The sequence below is a fragment of the Pseudoalteromonas sp. BZK2 genome (assembly GCF_014349195.1).
GTDB lineage: Bacteria > Pseudomonadota > Gammaproteobacteria > Enterobacterales > Alteromonadaceae > Pseudoalteromonas > Pseudoalteromonas simplex.
Genome location: NZ_JACSOG010000014.1, coordinates 76,463 through 91,247, shown reverse-complemented (window position 1 = coordinate 91,247; position 14,785 = coordinate 76,463). Strand labels below are relative to the sequence as shown.

Here is a 14,785-nt window from a genome sequence, read left to right as displayed (position 1 = left end):
CTTCAAAAAATTGCTTAAAACTCATAACTCAAGTTGATACCACCATCAACACGTTTATTATCATCGTTTGAGGCTTCACCGTACCCTAATTCAAACCTCAATCGCCAACCGTCTTGGTTTAAGCCACTGAAATTATAGCTGTAACTAAGCCCAATACCATTAGTGGTTTCTTCATCAAACGCTTCAGCGAGAGCACAACCAATTGCGTTGGCAAATGCTGCTGTAAGTTCATCGCTATTTTGAGATTCATCGCACTGAGTATCTACTTCTCTGTTTCCTAATGCGCCAACCAGCAAGCCGATTGCATGTTTATTATTATCACTTATAGCTTGCTCAAAACCCACAGAAAAACCATCATCAAGGCCTATCTTATAATTGCCATACCAACGCTGGCTTAAGTCAGCACTTGCAACAGATACTTCAGGTATTACAAAGTACGGATAGCCACCACCAATCGAAAAACTAATATCATTAGCGCTAGCAAAAGTGGGGCCTAGTAGCAGCAACGAGACAACTGTATGTGTTATTTTTTTCATTGTTCACAATCTTTAAAATTTTGACGCAACAAAAAATAAAGCAAAATAGGTACAAAGACAACTTTTTAGTATTGATTTAGTATCTTTTCGTCATACTTATCAACATCTAAAGTTAAATTGTACTGCTGCGCAACACTATCAAGCTCAGCCTGTTTAATTGCCAACTCATCCATGGTAATAGTGTTGTCATCAAGCTGCCATAACAAACGTGACCCCGCATAACTGTATTGAATTGCTAATAAAGCATCGGCATTGCCCTCACGCCCTGCTGCTTTTAACTTTGGCATTTTACGGGTGATTTTATTCAGCGCTTTTTTAAGCTCCCACACATAGACAATTTCAGTCATGTAATCATGATTGCGGTACTTATTAAGCACAAAGCCCACCAGCAAACTACACACAACAACACCTAATAGGTTCCAATGAAAATGGCTACCGCTTGGATCAGGAAATAACGCAATTAATGTTTGTGAAATGGCTAAACTGCCAACGGCTAAAGCAATTACACAAGCAATAATTACTTGGTTTAAATGTTTACGGTAACGGGCTTTATCTATTTGAATAAGTTTCATAACAACCTAAAAAACTTGTGAAAAATAAAAAGTGAAAAAAATTTCACCCCTTTTTTATTTGCCAGCCGTTTTAGCTATGAAAGCAATTATCCAAAGAGGAACGGCTATGCATACTTTACCACTAAACTCAGCAAGCTTGAATAACAGCAATGCTGCTTTAAAGACAACCGCAGCAATTATTGGTGGTGGTGTCATGACCTTTGCAGCATTTGCATTTATGCAGTACTTAATTTCTGCTGAGCAAAGAGCCGATGTAAAAACAGGCCCAGACATCACGGTTGAAATTTATGAAGTACCGGAAGACTCAAAAGTGCAAGTAAAGCAAACACTGCCTCCACCGCCAGTTGCTAAAATGCCACCAAAAGTGCCACCGCGGCCAACCATTGATACGACCGAAACAGTTGTGGTAGCTGATTTAACACCAACAATGACATTCGATAACATTGGCGACACACTGAGCAAAACTATTAATCAACCAACAGGAGATGCAACGCCAATTGTGCGTATTAACCCTAAGTACCCTCCGGTAGCAGCTCGCGACGGCATTGAAGGTTGGGTGCAAATTAGCTTTAGTATTTCACCGACTGGTGAAGTGATTGATCCTGTTATTATTGATGCTGAGCCAAAACGGGTATTTGACCGTGAAGCAATTCGCGCGATTAAACGTTGGAAATATCGCCCTAAAGTTGTTGAAGGTGTGGCACAATTACAAACAAACCAAAGCGTTCAACTTGATTTTAAAATAGATGGATAACTGCCTATGCTAATGAGCATCAAGACATGGTTATTTGACAAGCCAAACACAGATTGTTTGGCGCAGTATGCCAAAACGGGCGACAACCGTTACCTTAACCAACTCGTTGCTCAATACGGGAACGATCTTTATCACTATCTAGTTACACAAAGTGATAAAGATCTTGCCCTTGATATATGCCAGCAAACCTGGTTAAAAGTTATTGATAAACGCGACTTTTACAATGATCAGAACAACCCAAAAGCGTGGCTTTTTCGCTTAGCTCGTAATTTATTAATTGATGAATTTCGTAAGCAGCAAAAGTTCGTTGAATTAGAAGATAACCAACTATTTGCTGAATCTCAGGATGCAAGTTATCACTACGACTATGAAGCCTTTGATAAAGCACTTATGGCGCTTAGCTTTGTACAACGTGAAGCGCTGACCTTACAACAAGAAGGCTTTAGTCTCGAAGACATTGTTGCAATCACACAAAGTAACCCAGAGACCATTAAAACTCGGCTGCGATATGCCCGTCAAAACCTGAAACAACAACTAGGAGGCCATCATGAAGCGTAACGACGAGCAATTCGATGCTGATTTAAAAGCACATTTTCAAAAACGTAAGGCAGAGCACAGCTTAAGCAGCGACGAGCTTTCACATATGCAAAAGCCACAGTCGGCAACGCCAAGACCACAGCACTTTTTAGGCCTGCAAATGACCGGTGTTTTTGCTGCTTTAGCGATTCTTGGCTTTGTCATGCTGCAATACAACAACCGTGAATTAACCGATGTTTACGCCGTGGATTTATCAGATTATCAATGGCTTGAGGTACACGAACTCGACGCCAAAGGCAGCTATGTGAGTAATCTTAAACAACAAAAACAAAGCCTAGATGCGAACTACCAACAAGCATTAGCCAATCACCAAGCCCGCACCAGCTTCACCGGCCGTCTAGTCAGTGTTGATAACGACTGGTATATCGCCGACTGCGAGCAAAATGTCATAGTACAAATTAAACAATCACTCCTTGAAGAACTACAAAAACACGGCACCCTAGATACTCATATTCACCAAGGTGACCTACTCGCCCTAGACCAGAACAAACAAGGCCAAATCATCGCACTCAAACAGTTAACCCATGAGGCGGAAAATTGTACGAGTTAGCGAGCTCGTAGGTTGGGTAGAGCGTAGCGAAACCCAACACACTCAGAGCAGTCAGATTTAAAAAAGTTAGCGAGCTACAAGGGGAAAGAGTAAAGGAGTACCGTAGGCGTGAAATTTATTTCGCGCGGTGGCCGCAATCCATACTCTTGTAGGTCGGGCTTTAGCCCGTTAATGAAAAGATAATTTGTCGCCATAAATGACGACCTACGTGACGTTGGGTAGAACGGAGTGAAAACCCAAACACACTCGAAGCCGTCAGCTATCAGATTTAAAACAATTTAGAGGGCTACAAGAGTAAAGTCGCAAGTTTTTAGGTAGCAGCTGGTTTAGCCCGCGTAGTTAGTCTTCAGATGCCAGATCATTTTTCTGACATCTGATCCCTAATATCAATCTCACTCCCCTACCCTCGGCAACATGCTTTTACTAATCACTTCAAATGTATCTAAGTCTACCAGCATAGAGTAAACTTCATCGTTGTTAATAAATACAACGAATAAATTGCCTTCAGCGTTGAGGTTAGACTCTACAATGCGGTTGTAACCTGAAATAACTTCGCTGTAGTTTGAGCCATCAATCTTGCTTAGCGCGAAGGTGCGCTTATCTTTGCCATCGAGCAGTTTGTCGTTGTTGGTATCGTTTTTGATAACTTCGTAAGAAACGGCCTTAGGAGCATTGGCTTTTTGCTCATTGTAAACTCGAGTATCAAACTCTTCGTAATGGCTTAAAGCACCAAACTCTATGATCAACTGATCCGTTGTTTTAAATAGCCACTTGGCGTGATTGGTTTTGTCATTAAGAAACAAAATGTTCTTTGAGCGCGTAGGTCTGTATTTATAACCACCGCTAAAATTATTGTAAACTGTTACATCAGCTTTCACCTCGATATCCAGTTTTTCTGATTCCAACGGGATAAAGTAAAAATCACTCCCCTCGACCTTACGGGGGTAACCCAGTTTCCACTTTTCTTGCTGCTTTTCATCTTCAGCTAAGTTTAGTGTTTGTTGCTGAACATGGTTATCGGACTTTAGTAAGTAAGCAACAAAATTATACCCTATTGCTGCAGCTCCAATGATTAAGCCCATAAGTAAAATTAGGCCGTTAACATTCCACACCCATTTAAAAAACTTTTCTGACTTCATACGACTGGTTAAATCCTTTTAAGAATAAGAACTTGCTAAGCTAGCAGATTTAAAACAAGTTAGCGAGCTACAAGGGGGAAAGAGTAAAGGAGTACCGTAGGCGTGAAACTTATTTCGCACGATGGTTCAACGAGCCACCAGCTTTCAAACTGACGGCTGACAGCTAATACTCCACTCTTTACCTCGCTTTTCCTACCAATAATCGCACATTGCTCTAATGTTAATAACAATTTAATGCTGAACCAGCTAGGCTAGTAACATCGTGTTTAAATATTATGGAGTTACCATGAAAAGGTCTTTGTTTAACCGTTTAATCATTACCTCAATTAGCTTGTCGAGCTTGCAAGCGTGCGCTCAGCCGGAGCAAAAGATCCCTCTGGATGCTAGCGCTAATGACTACAAACTAGAATTAGTAAGTGAAGGAATTCAAATTCCGTGGGGTATGGCTTGGCTTAACGAGCGTGACTTACTCGTTACCGACAGACGTGGCGAGCTTAGATTAATTCGTGATGGCAAACTCGTTGAGCAAATAGTTAAAGGCACACCTAAAGTACATGATGAAGGTCAAGGGGGCTTATTAGACATAGAGCTTGATCCGAACTTTGCCGACAATGGCTGGATTTACTTTTCGTACTCGGGCTATGAAGGCGATGGTGAGGGTTATAACACCTCGATTATGCGCGCCCGCTTTAAAGATATGGCTCTTATCGATCAGCAATTATTGTTTGATGGCGAGCCTAATATTGAAACAACAAAACACTATGGTTCGCGTATTGAGTTCGACAAACAAGGTTACTTGTACTTCTCTATTGGCGACCGTGGCAAAAGAGACGTTCACCCACAAAGCCTTGACTATGATGCTGGCAAAATTCACCGTATCAATAGCGATGGCTCTATCCCTAAATCAAACCCGTTTTATAACCATAAAACAACTCACAAAAGTATTTATTCATATGGACACCGTAACCCTCAAGGTATGGCGATGCACCCAGAAACGGGAGTTATTTGGAGCCATGAACATGGCCCGCGGGGCGGCGATGAAATCAACATAGTTAAAGCAGGTGCTAACTATGGTTGGCCTGAGATCACTTATGGGATCAACTACATTGGTACAAAAATTACTGACGAAACCAGTCGCGAGGGAATGGAACAACCTGATTGGTATTGGGTGCCTTCCATTGCCCCTTCTGGAATGGAATTTATCACCAGCGATAAATACCCTCAGTGGCAAGGTCAAATTGCCGTAGGTTCGATGAAGTTTGGTCACCTTGTGTTAGTGAAACTTAATGGTGACAAAGTAACAGGCCACAGTAAGGTATTTGAAGGTGTAGGTCGCGTGCGCAGCCTTGCCACCCATCCTAATGGTGATTTATATCTTGGTGTTGATGGTGTCGGTGTTTATAAGGTTGTACCTAAATCGTAGGTTAGATAGAGCGAAGCGAAACCCAACACCTCAGAGCTATCAGCTTTCAAACTGACGGCTATCAAACTTGAACATACGACTTACGTTACAAGCAATAAAAAACCACAGACTCCTCTGTGGTTTTTTACTTATAACTTAAGGCTTAAAGCTATTACTTATAAAACAATTATGCTCGTCACTAGGTAAGCAATAAAAGTTAGCGCACCGCCGAATAAGGCATATGGCATTTGGGTTTTTACGTGAGTTAATAAATCACACCCTGATGCAATGGCCGATACTGCGCTGGTATCTGAGATTGGCGAGCAGTGATCGCCAAACACACCACCACCTAGAATAGCAGCAATGACCAATGAAGGTGGTAAACCTAATGCTTGAATGAGCGGTACACCAATTGGAATAAGTATTGCGAATGTGCCCCACGAAGTACCTGTGGTAAATGAAATTACTGCACCGGTTAAAAACAGCACTGGCACAACCAAGTAAATAGGTAAGAAATCACCGACTAGTCCGGCTACAAACACACCCGTACCTAGGTCTTTTAAGCTTGCACCTAAAGTGAGTGAAAGTAATACAATAGACACTAATGGCAGTAACTCACCCATTCCTTTAAAGCCAATATCAACAAGCTTATGATGCGTAAATTCACGCGAGCTAATCATTAAAAAGTAAGCCACAACACAAGCTAAAATAGTTGCATACAGCACTGATTTAGAGCCGCTGCCGCTGGCAATATCGCCATCGCCAGTCCAGAACATAAAACCAACCATGCTACCAATTAAAGTGATAAGTGGCACAAGCATGTAACGCGCTTTTGAGCCTTTGACTTCTTCTGTTAGTTCGGTTTCTTGTTGTTCAAAATTTTCTTCTGCTTGCTTTAATGGGCCATGTACCTTGTCGAAAGTAATCGTATAAAACACGATAAGTAGCGCGATAATGGCATAGAAGTTATAACCAATACTGCCCCATAATACCGATACAGCTGACTCTTCCATTTCGTAGTTGCCAAGCAAGCCCAACACATAAGCGCCCCAGCCATTTAGCAAGATTAAAATACATACAGGTGCACTAGTACTATCGATAATGTAAGCAAGGCGCGCTCGGCTCATTTTAAATTTATCAAACAAACCACGCGATAAAATCCCCGAGGTTAATACACTTAAGTTCGATTCAATGAACACCGCAATACCTGAGAACATGGTTAAGTAACCCACTTGGCGCTTACTTTTTGCAACCCCTTTGTTCATCAGTAAATTAACCGTCGCAGCCACACCGCCAGATTCACGAATGTAGGCAAGTAAAGCACCGATTAGAACACTAAAAATAAGGATACGGCTATTACCAGGGGAGCTGGCAACTTCAATGACTCGCTCTATGGTATTAATAAAGGTGAAAAACAAGGTATTACCTTCACCATTCAGAGCAAGTAAAAACTCAGACGACGCAACAGCGACTAATAACGCCATGATCACTTCTTTGCGCCAAAACACAATTAAGATAGCAATCAAGGGTGGTAAAATTGAATACCAAGACATAAAAACCCTTTTAAATTAAGAACAACATTTTATTTTTATTATGCGAAAACTTGCTAAGCTTAATGGCTTTGCCACCAAACTCAACTTAATTCGACTAGTGATTTAATATACTCTCATAAATCAGTGAGATAATAGAGCCATACTTACCTGTTTCAAAACGCTTGCCGACAAACTGGTAATTTTTTTGCGAGCCTTCAATTGGGGTATGACGCGCATTGGTTAGTAGTACAATAGCAAGGTCGTATTCGGGGTCAATAACGGTTACAGTGCCTGTCCAGCCCGTATGACCAAAAGCCCGCGGGCTAGCATAAGGGCCAAAATGCCATTTGCGCGCTTGATGCCCAGCGCGTCGCCACCCTAACCCATAGGTCTCATCGCTTGCTTGGGAGTTTGTGAATTGTTCAAGTACTTGTGGCGTAAAAATTTGTTTGTTGTCGTAACCGCCACCATTGAGTAACACCTGCATAAGTACGGACAAGTCACCAGCGGTACTAAATAGCCCCGCATGCCCCGCTACACCACCTAAAGCATAAAAGGCTTTTTCATCATGTACTTCACCTTGCAGTACATCGGTTCGAATGTTTTCAAACTCAATGCGACCACCTCGGGTGTTGCCGTTAATCTCAGTAGCGGCAATCTGTGAAGCTAAAAAGCCTTTTTGCAATGGATTATAAACCGTATGTGTTAAACCAAGCGGCTGATAAACTTGGCTCTCAACATAGGTATCGAGCGCCATACCGCTGATACGCTCAACTAATACACCAAGCAACATATAATCGATATCAGAATATAGGTGTTTTACGTTACGACCAGCCACAAAAGGCACGCCTGTTAATAACAGGTTTTTAGTACGTAGGCTGTTTTGAGAAAAAAAGCGCTCACCAAATTTATTGTCTTTACGATGAAAATCAACCACGGCTGGGTAACCCGCACTATGGGTGAGTAAATCTTTTACTAAACGCTGTTCACGGCCGCTGCCTCTAAATTCTGGTAGGTAATAGAACAGCGGTTTTTCTACGTCGAGTTTTCCTTCGCTGGCAAGCTTCATCAGCGCAAAGTTAGTGGCAAACATTTTTGAATTTGAAGCTATATCAAACAAGGTATCGTTTTGCATGGCTTGTGGGCTTGCAAGCTCACTGCCATCAACATGGTACTTTTTAGCCGCGCCATAATGGCTTAGTTTGATCAACTTGCCATCTTTAATAACGGCAAGTACTGCGCCCGGAAAGCCCTCTTTAATCTCATGATTAATTAACTCATCAACGGCACTAAAACGCTTTTGACTGTTGTTTGTATCAAGCGTTGGGTAAGGAAAACGTAAGGTTAAGCTTGCCCCTTCAGGCAACACATTCTCTACCTTATAAGTGTTAATGCCATCGCGGGTGCGTTTAGCTAAACTGTATTGATATATTTTTTCGGCTGTTAATGGTGAGGCAATATTAATTTTTTCACCATTAATGAAAATATCAGCACTGGTTGCATCTTGATTTTCAATGATGATTTCACCGCGACCTTTATAGGCTATAAAAGTGCCTCTGTCGTTCACTAGCGCGCGGCTACTCGGATCAAGCGCCGGAATACGCGCTACAACTTGTGCATTGGCCAGTGTTTTTGGCGCAGGCTCAACCGCTTGCTGTTGCTGCTGATATTCTTTAAATAACCGCTCAAGCTTTTTAGGAAAGTACTTATCTAGTAATGCAAATAGCACAGCGGCACTTCTTGCATCACTATTACCGCTTACATGCCAAGGCAAAAAGTGCATTTGAAAAGCACTTAGGGCATCGAGCGTTTGCGAATCAAGCTGACCCGTTGCAATCACCTCATAGCCGTAACTGCGCAATGCTTTTTGCATTAACTCAACAGAAGGTTTTGATGCGCTAAATAGCTGCCAATACTTATCAACGGTGTTGCTGTCATACCACGCACCGATACCTGCTTTATACAGTTGATACCAAGGAAAACGCGGGCCTGGGTCGTTCTTACGGCTTGGGGCAATATCAGAATGGCCAATAACTTGAGTTGGGCCGATATCTGGATTACGAGCAAGAATATCTTTGCTTAGCTTGATTAGTAGTTCAATTTGTTTGGCATCATAGTCTGGAAAAATACATAACTTGCTGGCGTCGTTTTCCATTGCAAGCTTTGTTTGCTCAGGAATATGACAGCTTGGTACATTCACTATTTCAATACCAATAGAATGATCGTTTAAATCTTCTCGTCCTTGCCAAAAGCTGCGTCCGGCGTGCCATGCTCTATCTTTTTCATCAACTAGCTGAATAATTTCTAAATCATCTTTTGGGTAACTAGGATCGCCTGATTCGGGTAATAAATAATGTGAACTCAATCCCCCTTCATCCACGAGCGCACGCATTGATTTTTCGTAATCAATAGCGGTGTAATGCATCACTAAGAACTTAACACGATGGCTGTAATTAGCTGATTGTGTGTAGGTATATGGATTACTGGCACAGCTTACTAATAATGCCGCACTACTGAGATAACACAGCTGTTTAAGTAATGTTTTCAAAGGGGTAAAACTCATAACAGATTCATACCTGATGATTTAAGCATTGACGATTCTCAGCAATACAGTAGCAACACCCACTTAACATGTAAAATATTTTATTTCACATTTGAAGAATAAAAAGCATACATTATCGCTAAGTTACTAAAAATAGGGCTTTCTCAATAATTAGTGTTGTATCTATTATGGAATAAAACTATATTATTCCATCTAAATTAAGAAAAATATTCCAAACTTAGGTCTGCTAAAACAAAAATAAGTCGTCGTGTTAAGCAAACAATGCGCCCAAGCCCTGTGTTTATAATAGAACCATGCTTTGCGTTTTGACTAAGTTAAGCAAACAAAGTGAGCCCTATGTCTACTTTTGTAAAAATTAAAGCCTTACGCCAATCTCTATCGAGCAGCGAAGCTAAGCTTGCTGACTTTACGTTAAATTCAGCGAATGCGATTCGTAATTTATCATCGGTTGAACTAGCAAAAGTGGTTGGTGTAAGCCAATCAAGTGTGGTGAAGTTTTCGCAAAAGTTAGGTTATAAAGGCTTCCCTGCTTTTAAGCTTGCGGTAATTGATGCCCTTAACGATGAAACGAGCGAACCTAAGCTACATGGCAAAATCACCCTGAATGACTCGCTAGAGCAAATCGCCGAAAAACTATTAAGCAGTAAATTGGCGGTGTTAACCGAAACCAAAAACCTCAACGAAGCACCGGCTGTCGAAAAGGCGGTAGAGCTATTAAAATCAGCAAAGCGCATTTTAATTTGTGGTTTAGGTGGCTCAGCGCTGGTTGCAAAAGATTTTTCTTATAAATTACAAAAACTCGGTATGCCTGCAATTGCAGAGCCAGATGGGCATGCACAACTTGCGTATGTTGCGACCTTTTCGAAAGGTGATTTGGTCATCGCGATTAGTGAATCAGGTATGACTCGCGAAATTGCCGAAGTTGTTAAGCAAGCCAAGAAAAATTCAAGCTCGGTGATCTCAGTGACAAAATTTGGCAGTAGCCTTGTTGCCGACTCAGCTGATGTAAAACTTTACTCGGTTGCTGAGGGTGAGTCTGTACGTTTATCGTCAATTTTAGCGCGAACGGCACAAGATTTTGTCATTGATATTTTGTTTATAGCCCTGACGCAATCAAGCCGTCAAGGCCGTAAGTTACTAGAACATTCTAATGAAGTTGTTGGCGAATTTAAGAATAACTAATTTCTTCATTAAAGTTACTTAAATACTAAAAAGCAGCTTAGGCTGCTTTTTTGTGTCTATTTTATATTTGTAATTAACAATTCATTTTTACCCTCTAAATCATTTACTCGATTAGCTAAGATACTGACCAAAAAGTCATAATTTCTTACAAAGTTTTGCTAACACTAAATTAGCCACTCGCTAAGGCAAGCCATTGCTAAGCTTTACCTAAAATCGGTTATATATTTTATTCCTAAAAGAACAACTTGAAATAAAAAAATATTCTTGACCACATCCAATAACACCTGTTTAATATATGGGCAACATAATTTTAAAGTTCATAAGTCTCAATTGGGTAAGTAGTCCAGCAAAGCATATAAATATAAGGACGGGAAACAATGAAACAACATGCATCCACACTCGCAATGAGCTATATAGCAAAAGCGACTAGCAATGCACTTCGCGCAAAGAAAACAGCCTTAACCGGTGTTGTTATGGCCGCGGCACTCGCCAGCGCGCCAGCCTTTGCAAATCTAACCGGGGGGATCAAAGGTAAGGTATCATCACCAGAAGCACAGCAGTCACTGGCGGGGATCACCGTTACAGCAAAAAGTAATGTGATGCCAAAACCACGTACTGTCGTTACACGAGAAGACGGCAGCTACGACTTACCACAATTAAAACCGGGTACTTATGAACTGACTTTCACCGATAAAAACGGTGTAACTCAAACCATGACTGTGGATGTTTTACTTGAACAAACTTCGAGCCTAAACGTCACTATGGGTGGTGCTAACGAAAACGTTGAAGTCATCACGGTTACCGGCAGTAAATTATTCCGCCAAGGTAAGTCTGCACTAACTAACTCATTAGGTGAAGAAGCAATCAACAGCGTGCCTGTTGGTCAAGATTATCGTGACCTATTAAAACTTGTACCGGGTGTTGAGCTTTCGGCAAATACAATTTTAGGTCCGTCAGCGGGTGGTTCTGGGGTTGATAACTCTTATGGATTTGACGGTGTAAATGTTTCAATGCCAATGTTTGGTAACTTAGCATCAGAGCCATCAACTCACGACGTTGCTTACGTTACTATGGACCGCGGTGGTGCAAAAGCGGTTGGTTTTAACCGCTCAGGCGGCTTCTCAATCAACACCGTATCAAAATCAGGTACTGACGAGTTTCACGGCAATGTAGAGTACAAAGTACAACCAAAAAGCTTTGTTGCAACACCTGTTGGTGAAGAAAGCTATGAGCTCGATAAAAGCTGGTTAACAGCAAGTTTAGGCGGTCCACTTATTGAGGATACCTTATATTTCTATACCTCTTATTATCGCCCAGAAGAAACTCGCTCGAATAAAGATACTGCCTATGGTGGCGTTAAAGAATATGAAAGTATCCGTGATGAATACTTTGGTAAATTAACTTGGGCGCCAACTGACGATATTTTAATTAATATTTCACAACGTACATCCGACAAAGAAGTTAAAGGTGATTCAATTGGCGCTTACGAAACTGACAGTGTATCTGTCGGTAGTAAAGCTGACCAAGATATTTTTACTTTGGATGGCTCTTGGATTTTAGGCTCTGCAACCACTCTATCATTCCAATACAGTAAGTTTGAATTAGAAACAGGTTCGAAACCAGATACAGAGTTGAGTGTCGTACCTTCATTAAATAGTCAGCTTGATGTTAACAACCTTACTCAGATGGGTTACTTCTCGGTACCAAGCCTTAGAGACTATGATCCTGAAGAAGGCTTCACTGAAGAACAAATTGCTATTTACAATGCTGGAGCTACCGGATTAATTAATACCTACGGTTACACGGAAGATGGAGTGTTAAAAGGCGGTGGTGGAGTTGGCGCTTATTCACAATATGACAATATTAACTTCTATCGTGATTCGTTTGAAATTAGCTTAGAGCATGAATTTGACTGGGGTGACACATACCACACGCTTCATTTTGGTGCTAAGTGGGAAGAAAGTGAAGAGCAACTTACCCGATTATCAAATGGCTGGGGACGCATCTCTTACCTTGGCGGTTTAGTCGATGCTGATGCAGACACTGAAGGCTTTGACCCTGCCGATGCTATATATAGAGCACATGTACAACAAATGAGTCTGGCAACTGAAGATGGAAGCACAGTCTCAGGTATCGATTCTGAAATGCGCAGCCTCAATTTCGAAATAAACGATACTATTGAGCATGGTGACTGGACTTATAATATCGGTTTACTTGTGAGCCAAGATACTTGGTACGGACAAGGCTTAAAAGCGAAGTCAGGAACCGTTTCAGGTTATGAGTTGGCTCCAGGAAATAAGTACGAAATGTATAAAACAGATTGGAGTGATATGCTTCAACCTCGTTTAGGTGCAACCTGGACATACTCTGGCGAAGATTCAGTATTTGCGAACTTTGCTATTTATAACCCTGAAGCAAGCTCTTTGGCTCGTGCAGCTTCATGGGATCGTAATACTCGCGCTGAAATTGAATTACTACTTGATGAATCAGGTAATATTCTTTCTGCATCACCTCGACGCGGCTCGTCAGGTAAAGCATTCCAAGAAGGCATGAAGCCTCGTCGAATTAATGAGTTCACGCTTGGTACCACTAAATACGTGGGTTCTGATTTAGTATTACGTGCTCACGTACGTCACCGTAAAGGTATGCATTTTTGGGAAGATATGCCAAACACTGCACGCTTAACTGACTACTCTGGCGTTGATGCTGATGGCGTACCGCAACATATTGCAGATAAAGGTTTATATGTAGATAACCTAGATGAAATCCGCGATGAAATTGGTGGTTCTTCTTATGTGATTGCTGAAGTCGATGGCGGTGAAACCAAATATTGGGAAGCCAGCATCGAAGCTGAATACTTAGGTGAAAACAGCTACATCAATGCTTCATATGTTTGGAGCCATTACTACGGTAATTTCGACCAAGACAATACCACAACAAGTAATGATGCAAATAACTTTATTGGCTCATCATACTATGGTGATGGTCGCGGTCGTTACTCATGGGATAACCGATACGGGACTCTTTCCGGTGATAAGCCACATAAAGTTAAAGTGTATGGTTACTACACTGTGCCGTGGGAAGCAAACATTGGTGCTTACTTTGTATTCCAATCTGGTCAAGCTTGGGAAAACTGGGATGGTACTATGTATGGTTATCCAACCAGCCATGTTAGCCGCTATGCCGAGCCTGCAGGTTCTCGAAGAACTGCAAGTCACTGGCAACTTGACTTAAACTACACCCAAGACTTTAAGTTCTCAGGTGATATGGAATTACAATTCCGCGCAGATATATTTAATGTCTTTAACCGCCAAACAGGTTACAACAAAAACCCATATGTACTTGATGAAAACTATGGTGAATCACGCAGTTACTATAACCCGCGTAGTTTGCAGCTTTCAGTTAACTTCAAGTTCTAAGTTAATCAATCCTGTTGGGGCCGCTATTGCGGCCCTTTTTTATGCCTCAAAAAAAGTAAAAGACAAAGCTTAAATTGTACAAAATGCTTTTGCAGCATCTATATTAGCCGCCTCTTTCATGAAGTAGTCTAGCTGCACCGTTCGGGTTATCGCTCGCGACTCGCTGTTACTTTTACTTGCCTGCCACAGCCAATGTTTAAGTGACTCTCGCGACACATCGACAAACAGCCCTTCTGGGAAGCTCTCTACAAAACGAATATCAGTGGTATTACCTTGTTTATCAATAGTAATAATAAAGCGCGCACAGCCTGTCTGCTTAGATATTAAAGCAGCTTGAGGATAGTTGGGCTTTGTTGCATGTTTAAGTGTCCACAGCTGCTCTGCTGCGTTTTTATCATCACGAAGGTCGAGCACATCGGTTGAGTTACTTGTTGTAGTGTTTGGGAGTTGTGAGCAGCCAGCGAGTAAAGCGAGTGCGGCAATTAAATGAACTTTCATGGTATATCCTTATAAATCAAGTCCCTGAATATACCACAATT

General features: G+C 41.5%; 12 protein-coding genes. 6 read left to right on the top strand and 6 right to left on the bottom strand.

The genetic code is table 11. The annotated features are described in order from the left end of the window. Positions 1 to 14: 14 nt before the first annotated feature. Positions 15 to 536 carry a hypothetical protein gene (locus tag BIZ38_RS10650; RefSeq protein ID WP_138617537.1) on the bottom strand — a complete coding sequence of 174 codons (522 nt, stop codon included), beginning with the start codon at positions 534 to 536 and terminating at the stop codon, positions 15 to 17. 65 nt (positions 537 to 601) lie between these two features. Then, positions 602 to 1,108, bottom strand: a complete 507-nt coding sequence (locus BIZ38_RS10645; RefSeq protein WP_054551273.1) for a DUF3087 domain-containing protein — start codon at positions 1,106 to 1,108, stop codon at positions 602 to 604. 106 nt (positions 1,109 to 1,214) lie between these two features. Between BIZ38_RS10645 and BIZ38_RS10640 the strand changes: the two genes are divergently transcribed. The 3 genes from BIZ38_RS10640 to BIZ38_RS10630 are packed head-to-tail and all read left to right on the top strand — an operon-like array spanning position 1,215 to position 3,009. Continuing rightward, complete coding sequence (locus BIZ38_RS10640) at positions 1,215 to 1,862, top strand: energy transducer TonB (RefSeq protein WP_054551272.1); 648 nt, start codon at positions 1,215 to 1,217, stop codon at positions 1,860 to 1,862. A 6-nt stretch (positions 1,863 to 1,868) separates the two neighbouring features. Beyond that, positions 1,869 to 2,420: an RNA polymerase sigma factor gene (locus tag BIZ38_RS10635; RefSeq protein WP_175083452.1), complete on the top strand. Its 552-nt coding sequence runs from the start codon at positions 1,869 to 1,871 to the stop codon at positions 2,418 to 2,420. After that, positions 2,410 to 3,009 (top strand): hypothetical protein, encoded by a 600-nt coding sequence (locus tag BIZ38_RS10630; protein ID WP_187490250.1) that lies wholly within the window; start codon positions 2,410 to 2,412, stop codon positions 3,007 to 3,009. The genes BIZ38_RS10635 and BIZ38_RS10630 overlap by 11 nt, the downstream gene beginning before the upstream one ends. A gap of 392 nt (positions 3,010 to 3,401) precedes the next feature. On the opposite strand, the gene BIZ38_RS10625 is transcribed toward BIZ38_RS10630, so the two are convergent. Further along, positions 3,402 to 4,148: a hypothetical protein gene (locus tag BIZ38_RS10625; RefSeq protein WP_187490249.1), complete on the bottom strand. Its 747-nt coding sequence runs from the start codon at positions 4,146 to 4,148 to the stop codon at positions 3,402 to 3,404. 286 nt (positions 4,149 to 4,434) lie between these two features. On the opposite strand from BIZ38_RS10625, the gene BIZ38_RS10620 reads away from it, so the two are divergent. Next, positions 4,435 to 5,571, top strand: coding sequence for a PQQ-dependent sugar dehydrogenase (locus BIZ38_RS10620; protein ID WP_187490248.1), 1,137 nt, complete (start codon positions 4,435 to 4,437; stop codon positions 5,569 to 5,571). 155 nt (positions 5,572 to 5,726) lie between these two features. On the opposite strand, the gene BIZ38_RS10615 is transcribed toward BIZ38_RS10620, so the two are convergent. Together BIZ38_RS10615 and pbp4b are read right to left on the bottom strand one after the other, a co-directional pair. Next, the gene (locus BIZ38_RS10615; protein ID WP_054551265.1) at positions 5,727 to 7,103 is read right to left on the bottom strand and encodes a Na+/H+ antiporter NhaC family protein; all 1,377 of its coding nucleotides are present in this window, start codon (positions 7,101 to 7,103) and stop codon (positions 5,727 to 5,729) included. Positions 7,104 to 7,197: 94 nt separating this feature from the next. Further along, complete coding sequence (gene pbp4b, locus BIZ38_RS10610) at positions 7,198 to 9,645, bottom strand: penicillin binding protein PBP4B (RefSeq protein ID WP_187490247.1); 2,448 nt, start codon at positions 9,643 to 9,645, stop codon at positions 7,198 to 7,200. A gap of 336 nt (positions 9,646 to 9,981) precedes the next feature. On the opposite strand from pbp4b, the gene BIZ38_RS10605 reads away from it, so the two are divergent. Then, complete coding sequence (locus BIZ38_RS10605) at positions 9,982 to 10,827, top strand: MurR/RpiR family transcriptional regulator (protein WP_054551264.1); 846 nt, start codon at positions 9,982 to 9,984, stop codon at positions 10,825 to 10,827. A gap of 377 nt (positions 10,828 to 11,204) precedes the next feature. Beyond that, a complete protein-coding gene (locus BIZ38_RS10600) occupies positions 11,205 to 14,246 on the top strand; it encodes a carboxypeptidase regulatory-like domain-containing protein (protein ID WP_138601976.1) in 3,042 nt (1,013 codons plus the stop codon). A gap of 69 nt (positions 14,247 to 14,315) precedes the next feature. Here the strand turns inward: BIZ38_RS10600 and BIZ38_RS10595 are convergent, their stop codons facing one another. After that, positions 14,316 to 14,744, bottom strand: a complete 429-nt coding sequence (locus tag BIZ38_RS10595; protein ID WP_187490246.1) for an energy transducer TonB — start codon at positions 14,742 to 14,744, stop codon at positions 14,316 to 14,318. Positions 14,745 to 14,785: the final 41 nt, after the last annotated feature.

Coding starts and splice junctions, on each gene's coding strand:
- BIZ38_RS10650 (WP_138617537.1), bottom strand. CDS start 536: ATGAAAAAAATAACACATACAGTTGTCTCGTTGCTGCTACTAGGCCCC.
- BIZ38_RS10640 (WP_054551272.1), top strand. CDS start 1,215: ATGCATACTTTACCACTAAACTCAGCAAGCTTGAATAACAGCAATGCT.
- BIZ38_RS10595 (WP_187490246.1), bottom strand. CDS start 14,744: ATGAAAGTTCATTTAATTGCCGCACTCGCTTTACTCGCTGGCTGCTCA.
- BIZ38_RS10615 (WP_054551265.1), bottom strand. CDS start 7,103: ATGTCTTGGTATTCAATTTTACCACCCTTGATTGCTATCTTAATTGTG.
- BIZ38_RS10605 (WP_054551264.1), top strand. CDS start 9,982: ATGTCTACTTTTGTAAAAATTAAAGCCTTACGCCAATCTCTATCGAGC.
- BIZ38_RS10630 (WP_187490250.1), top strand. CDS start 2,410: ATGAAGCGTAACGACGAGCAATTCGATGCTGATTTAAAAGCACATTTT.
- BIZ38_RS10635 (WP_175083452.1), top strand. CDS start 1,869: ATGCTAATGAGCATCAAGACATGGTTATTTGACAAGCCAAACACAGAT.
- pbp4b (WP_187490247.1), bottom strand. CDS start 9,645: ATGAGTTTTACCCCTTTGAAAACATTACTTAAACAGCTGTGTTATCTC.
- BIZ38_RS10645 (WP_054551273.1), bottom strand. CDS start 1,108: ATGAAACTTATTCAAATAGATAAAGCCCGTTACCGTAAACATTTAAAC.
- BIZ38_RS10625 (WP_187490249.1), bottom strand. CDS start 4,148: ATGAAGTCAGAAAAGTTTTTTAAATGGGTGTGGAATGTTAACGGCCTA.
- BIZ38_RS10620 (WP_187490248.1), top strand. CDS start 4,435: ATGAAAAGGTCTTTGTTTAACCGTTTAATCATTACCTCAATTAGCTTG.
- BIZ38_RS10600 (WP_138601976.1), top strand. CDS start 11,205: ATGAAACAACATGCATCCACACTCGCAATGAGCTATATAGCAAAAGCG.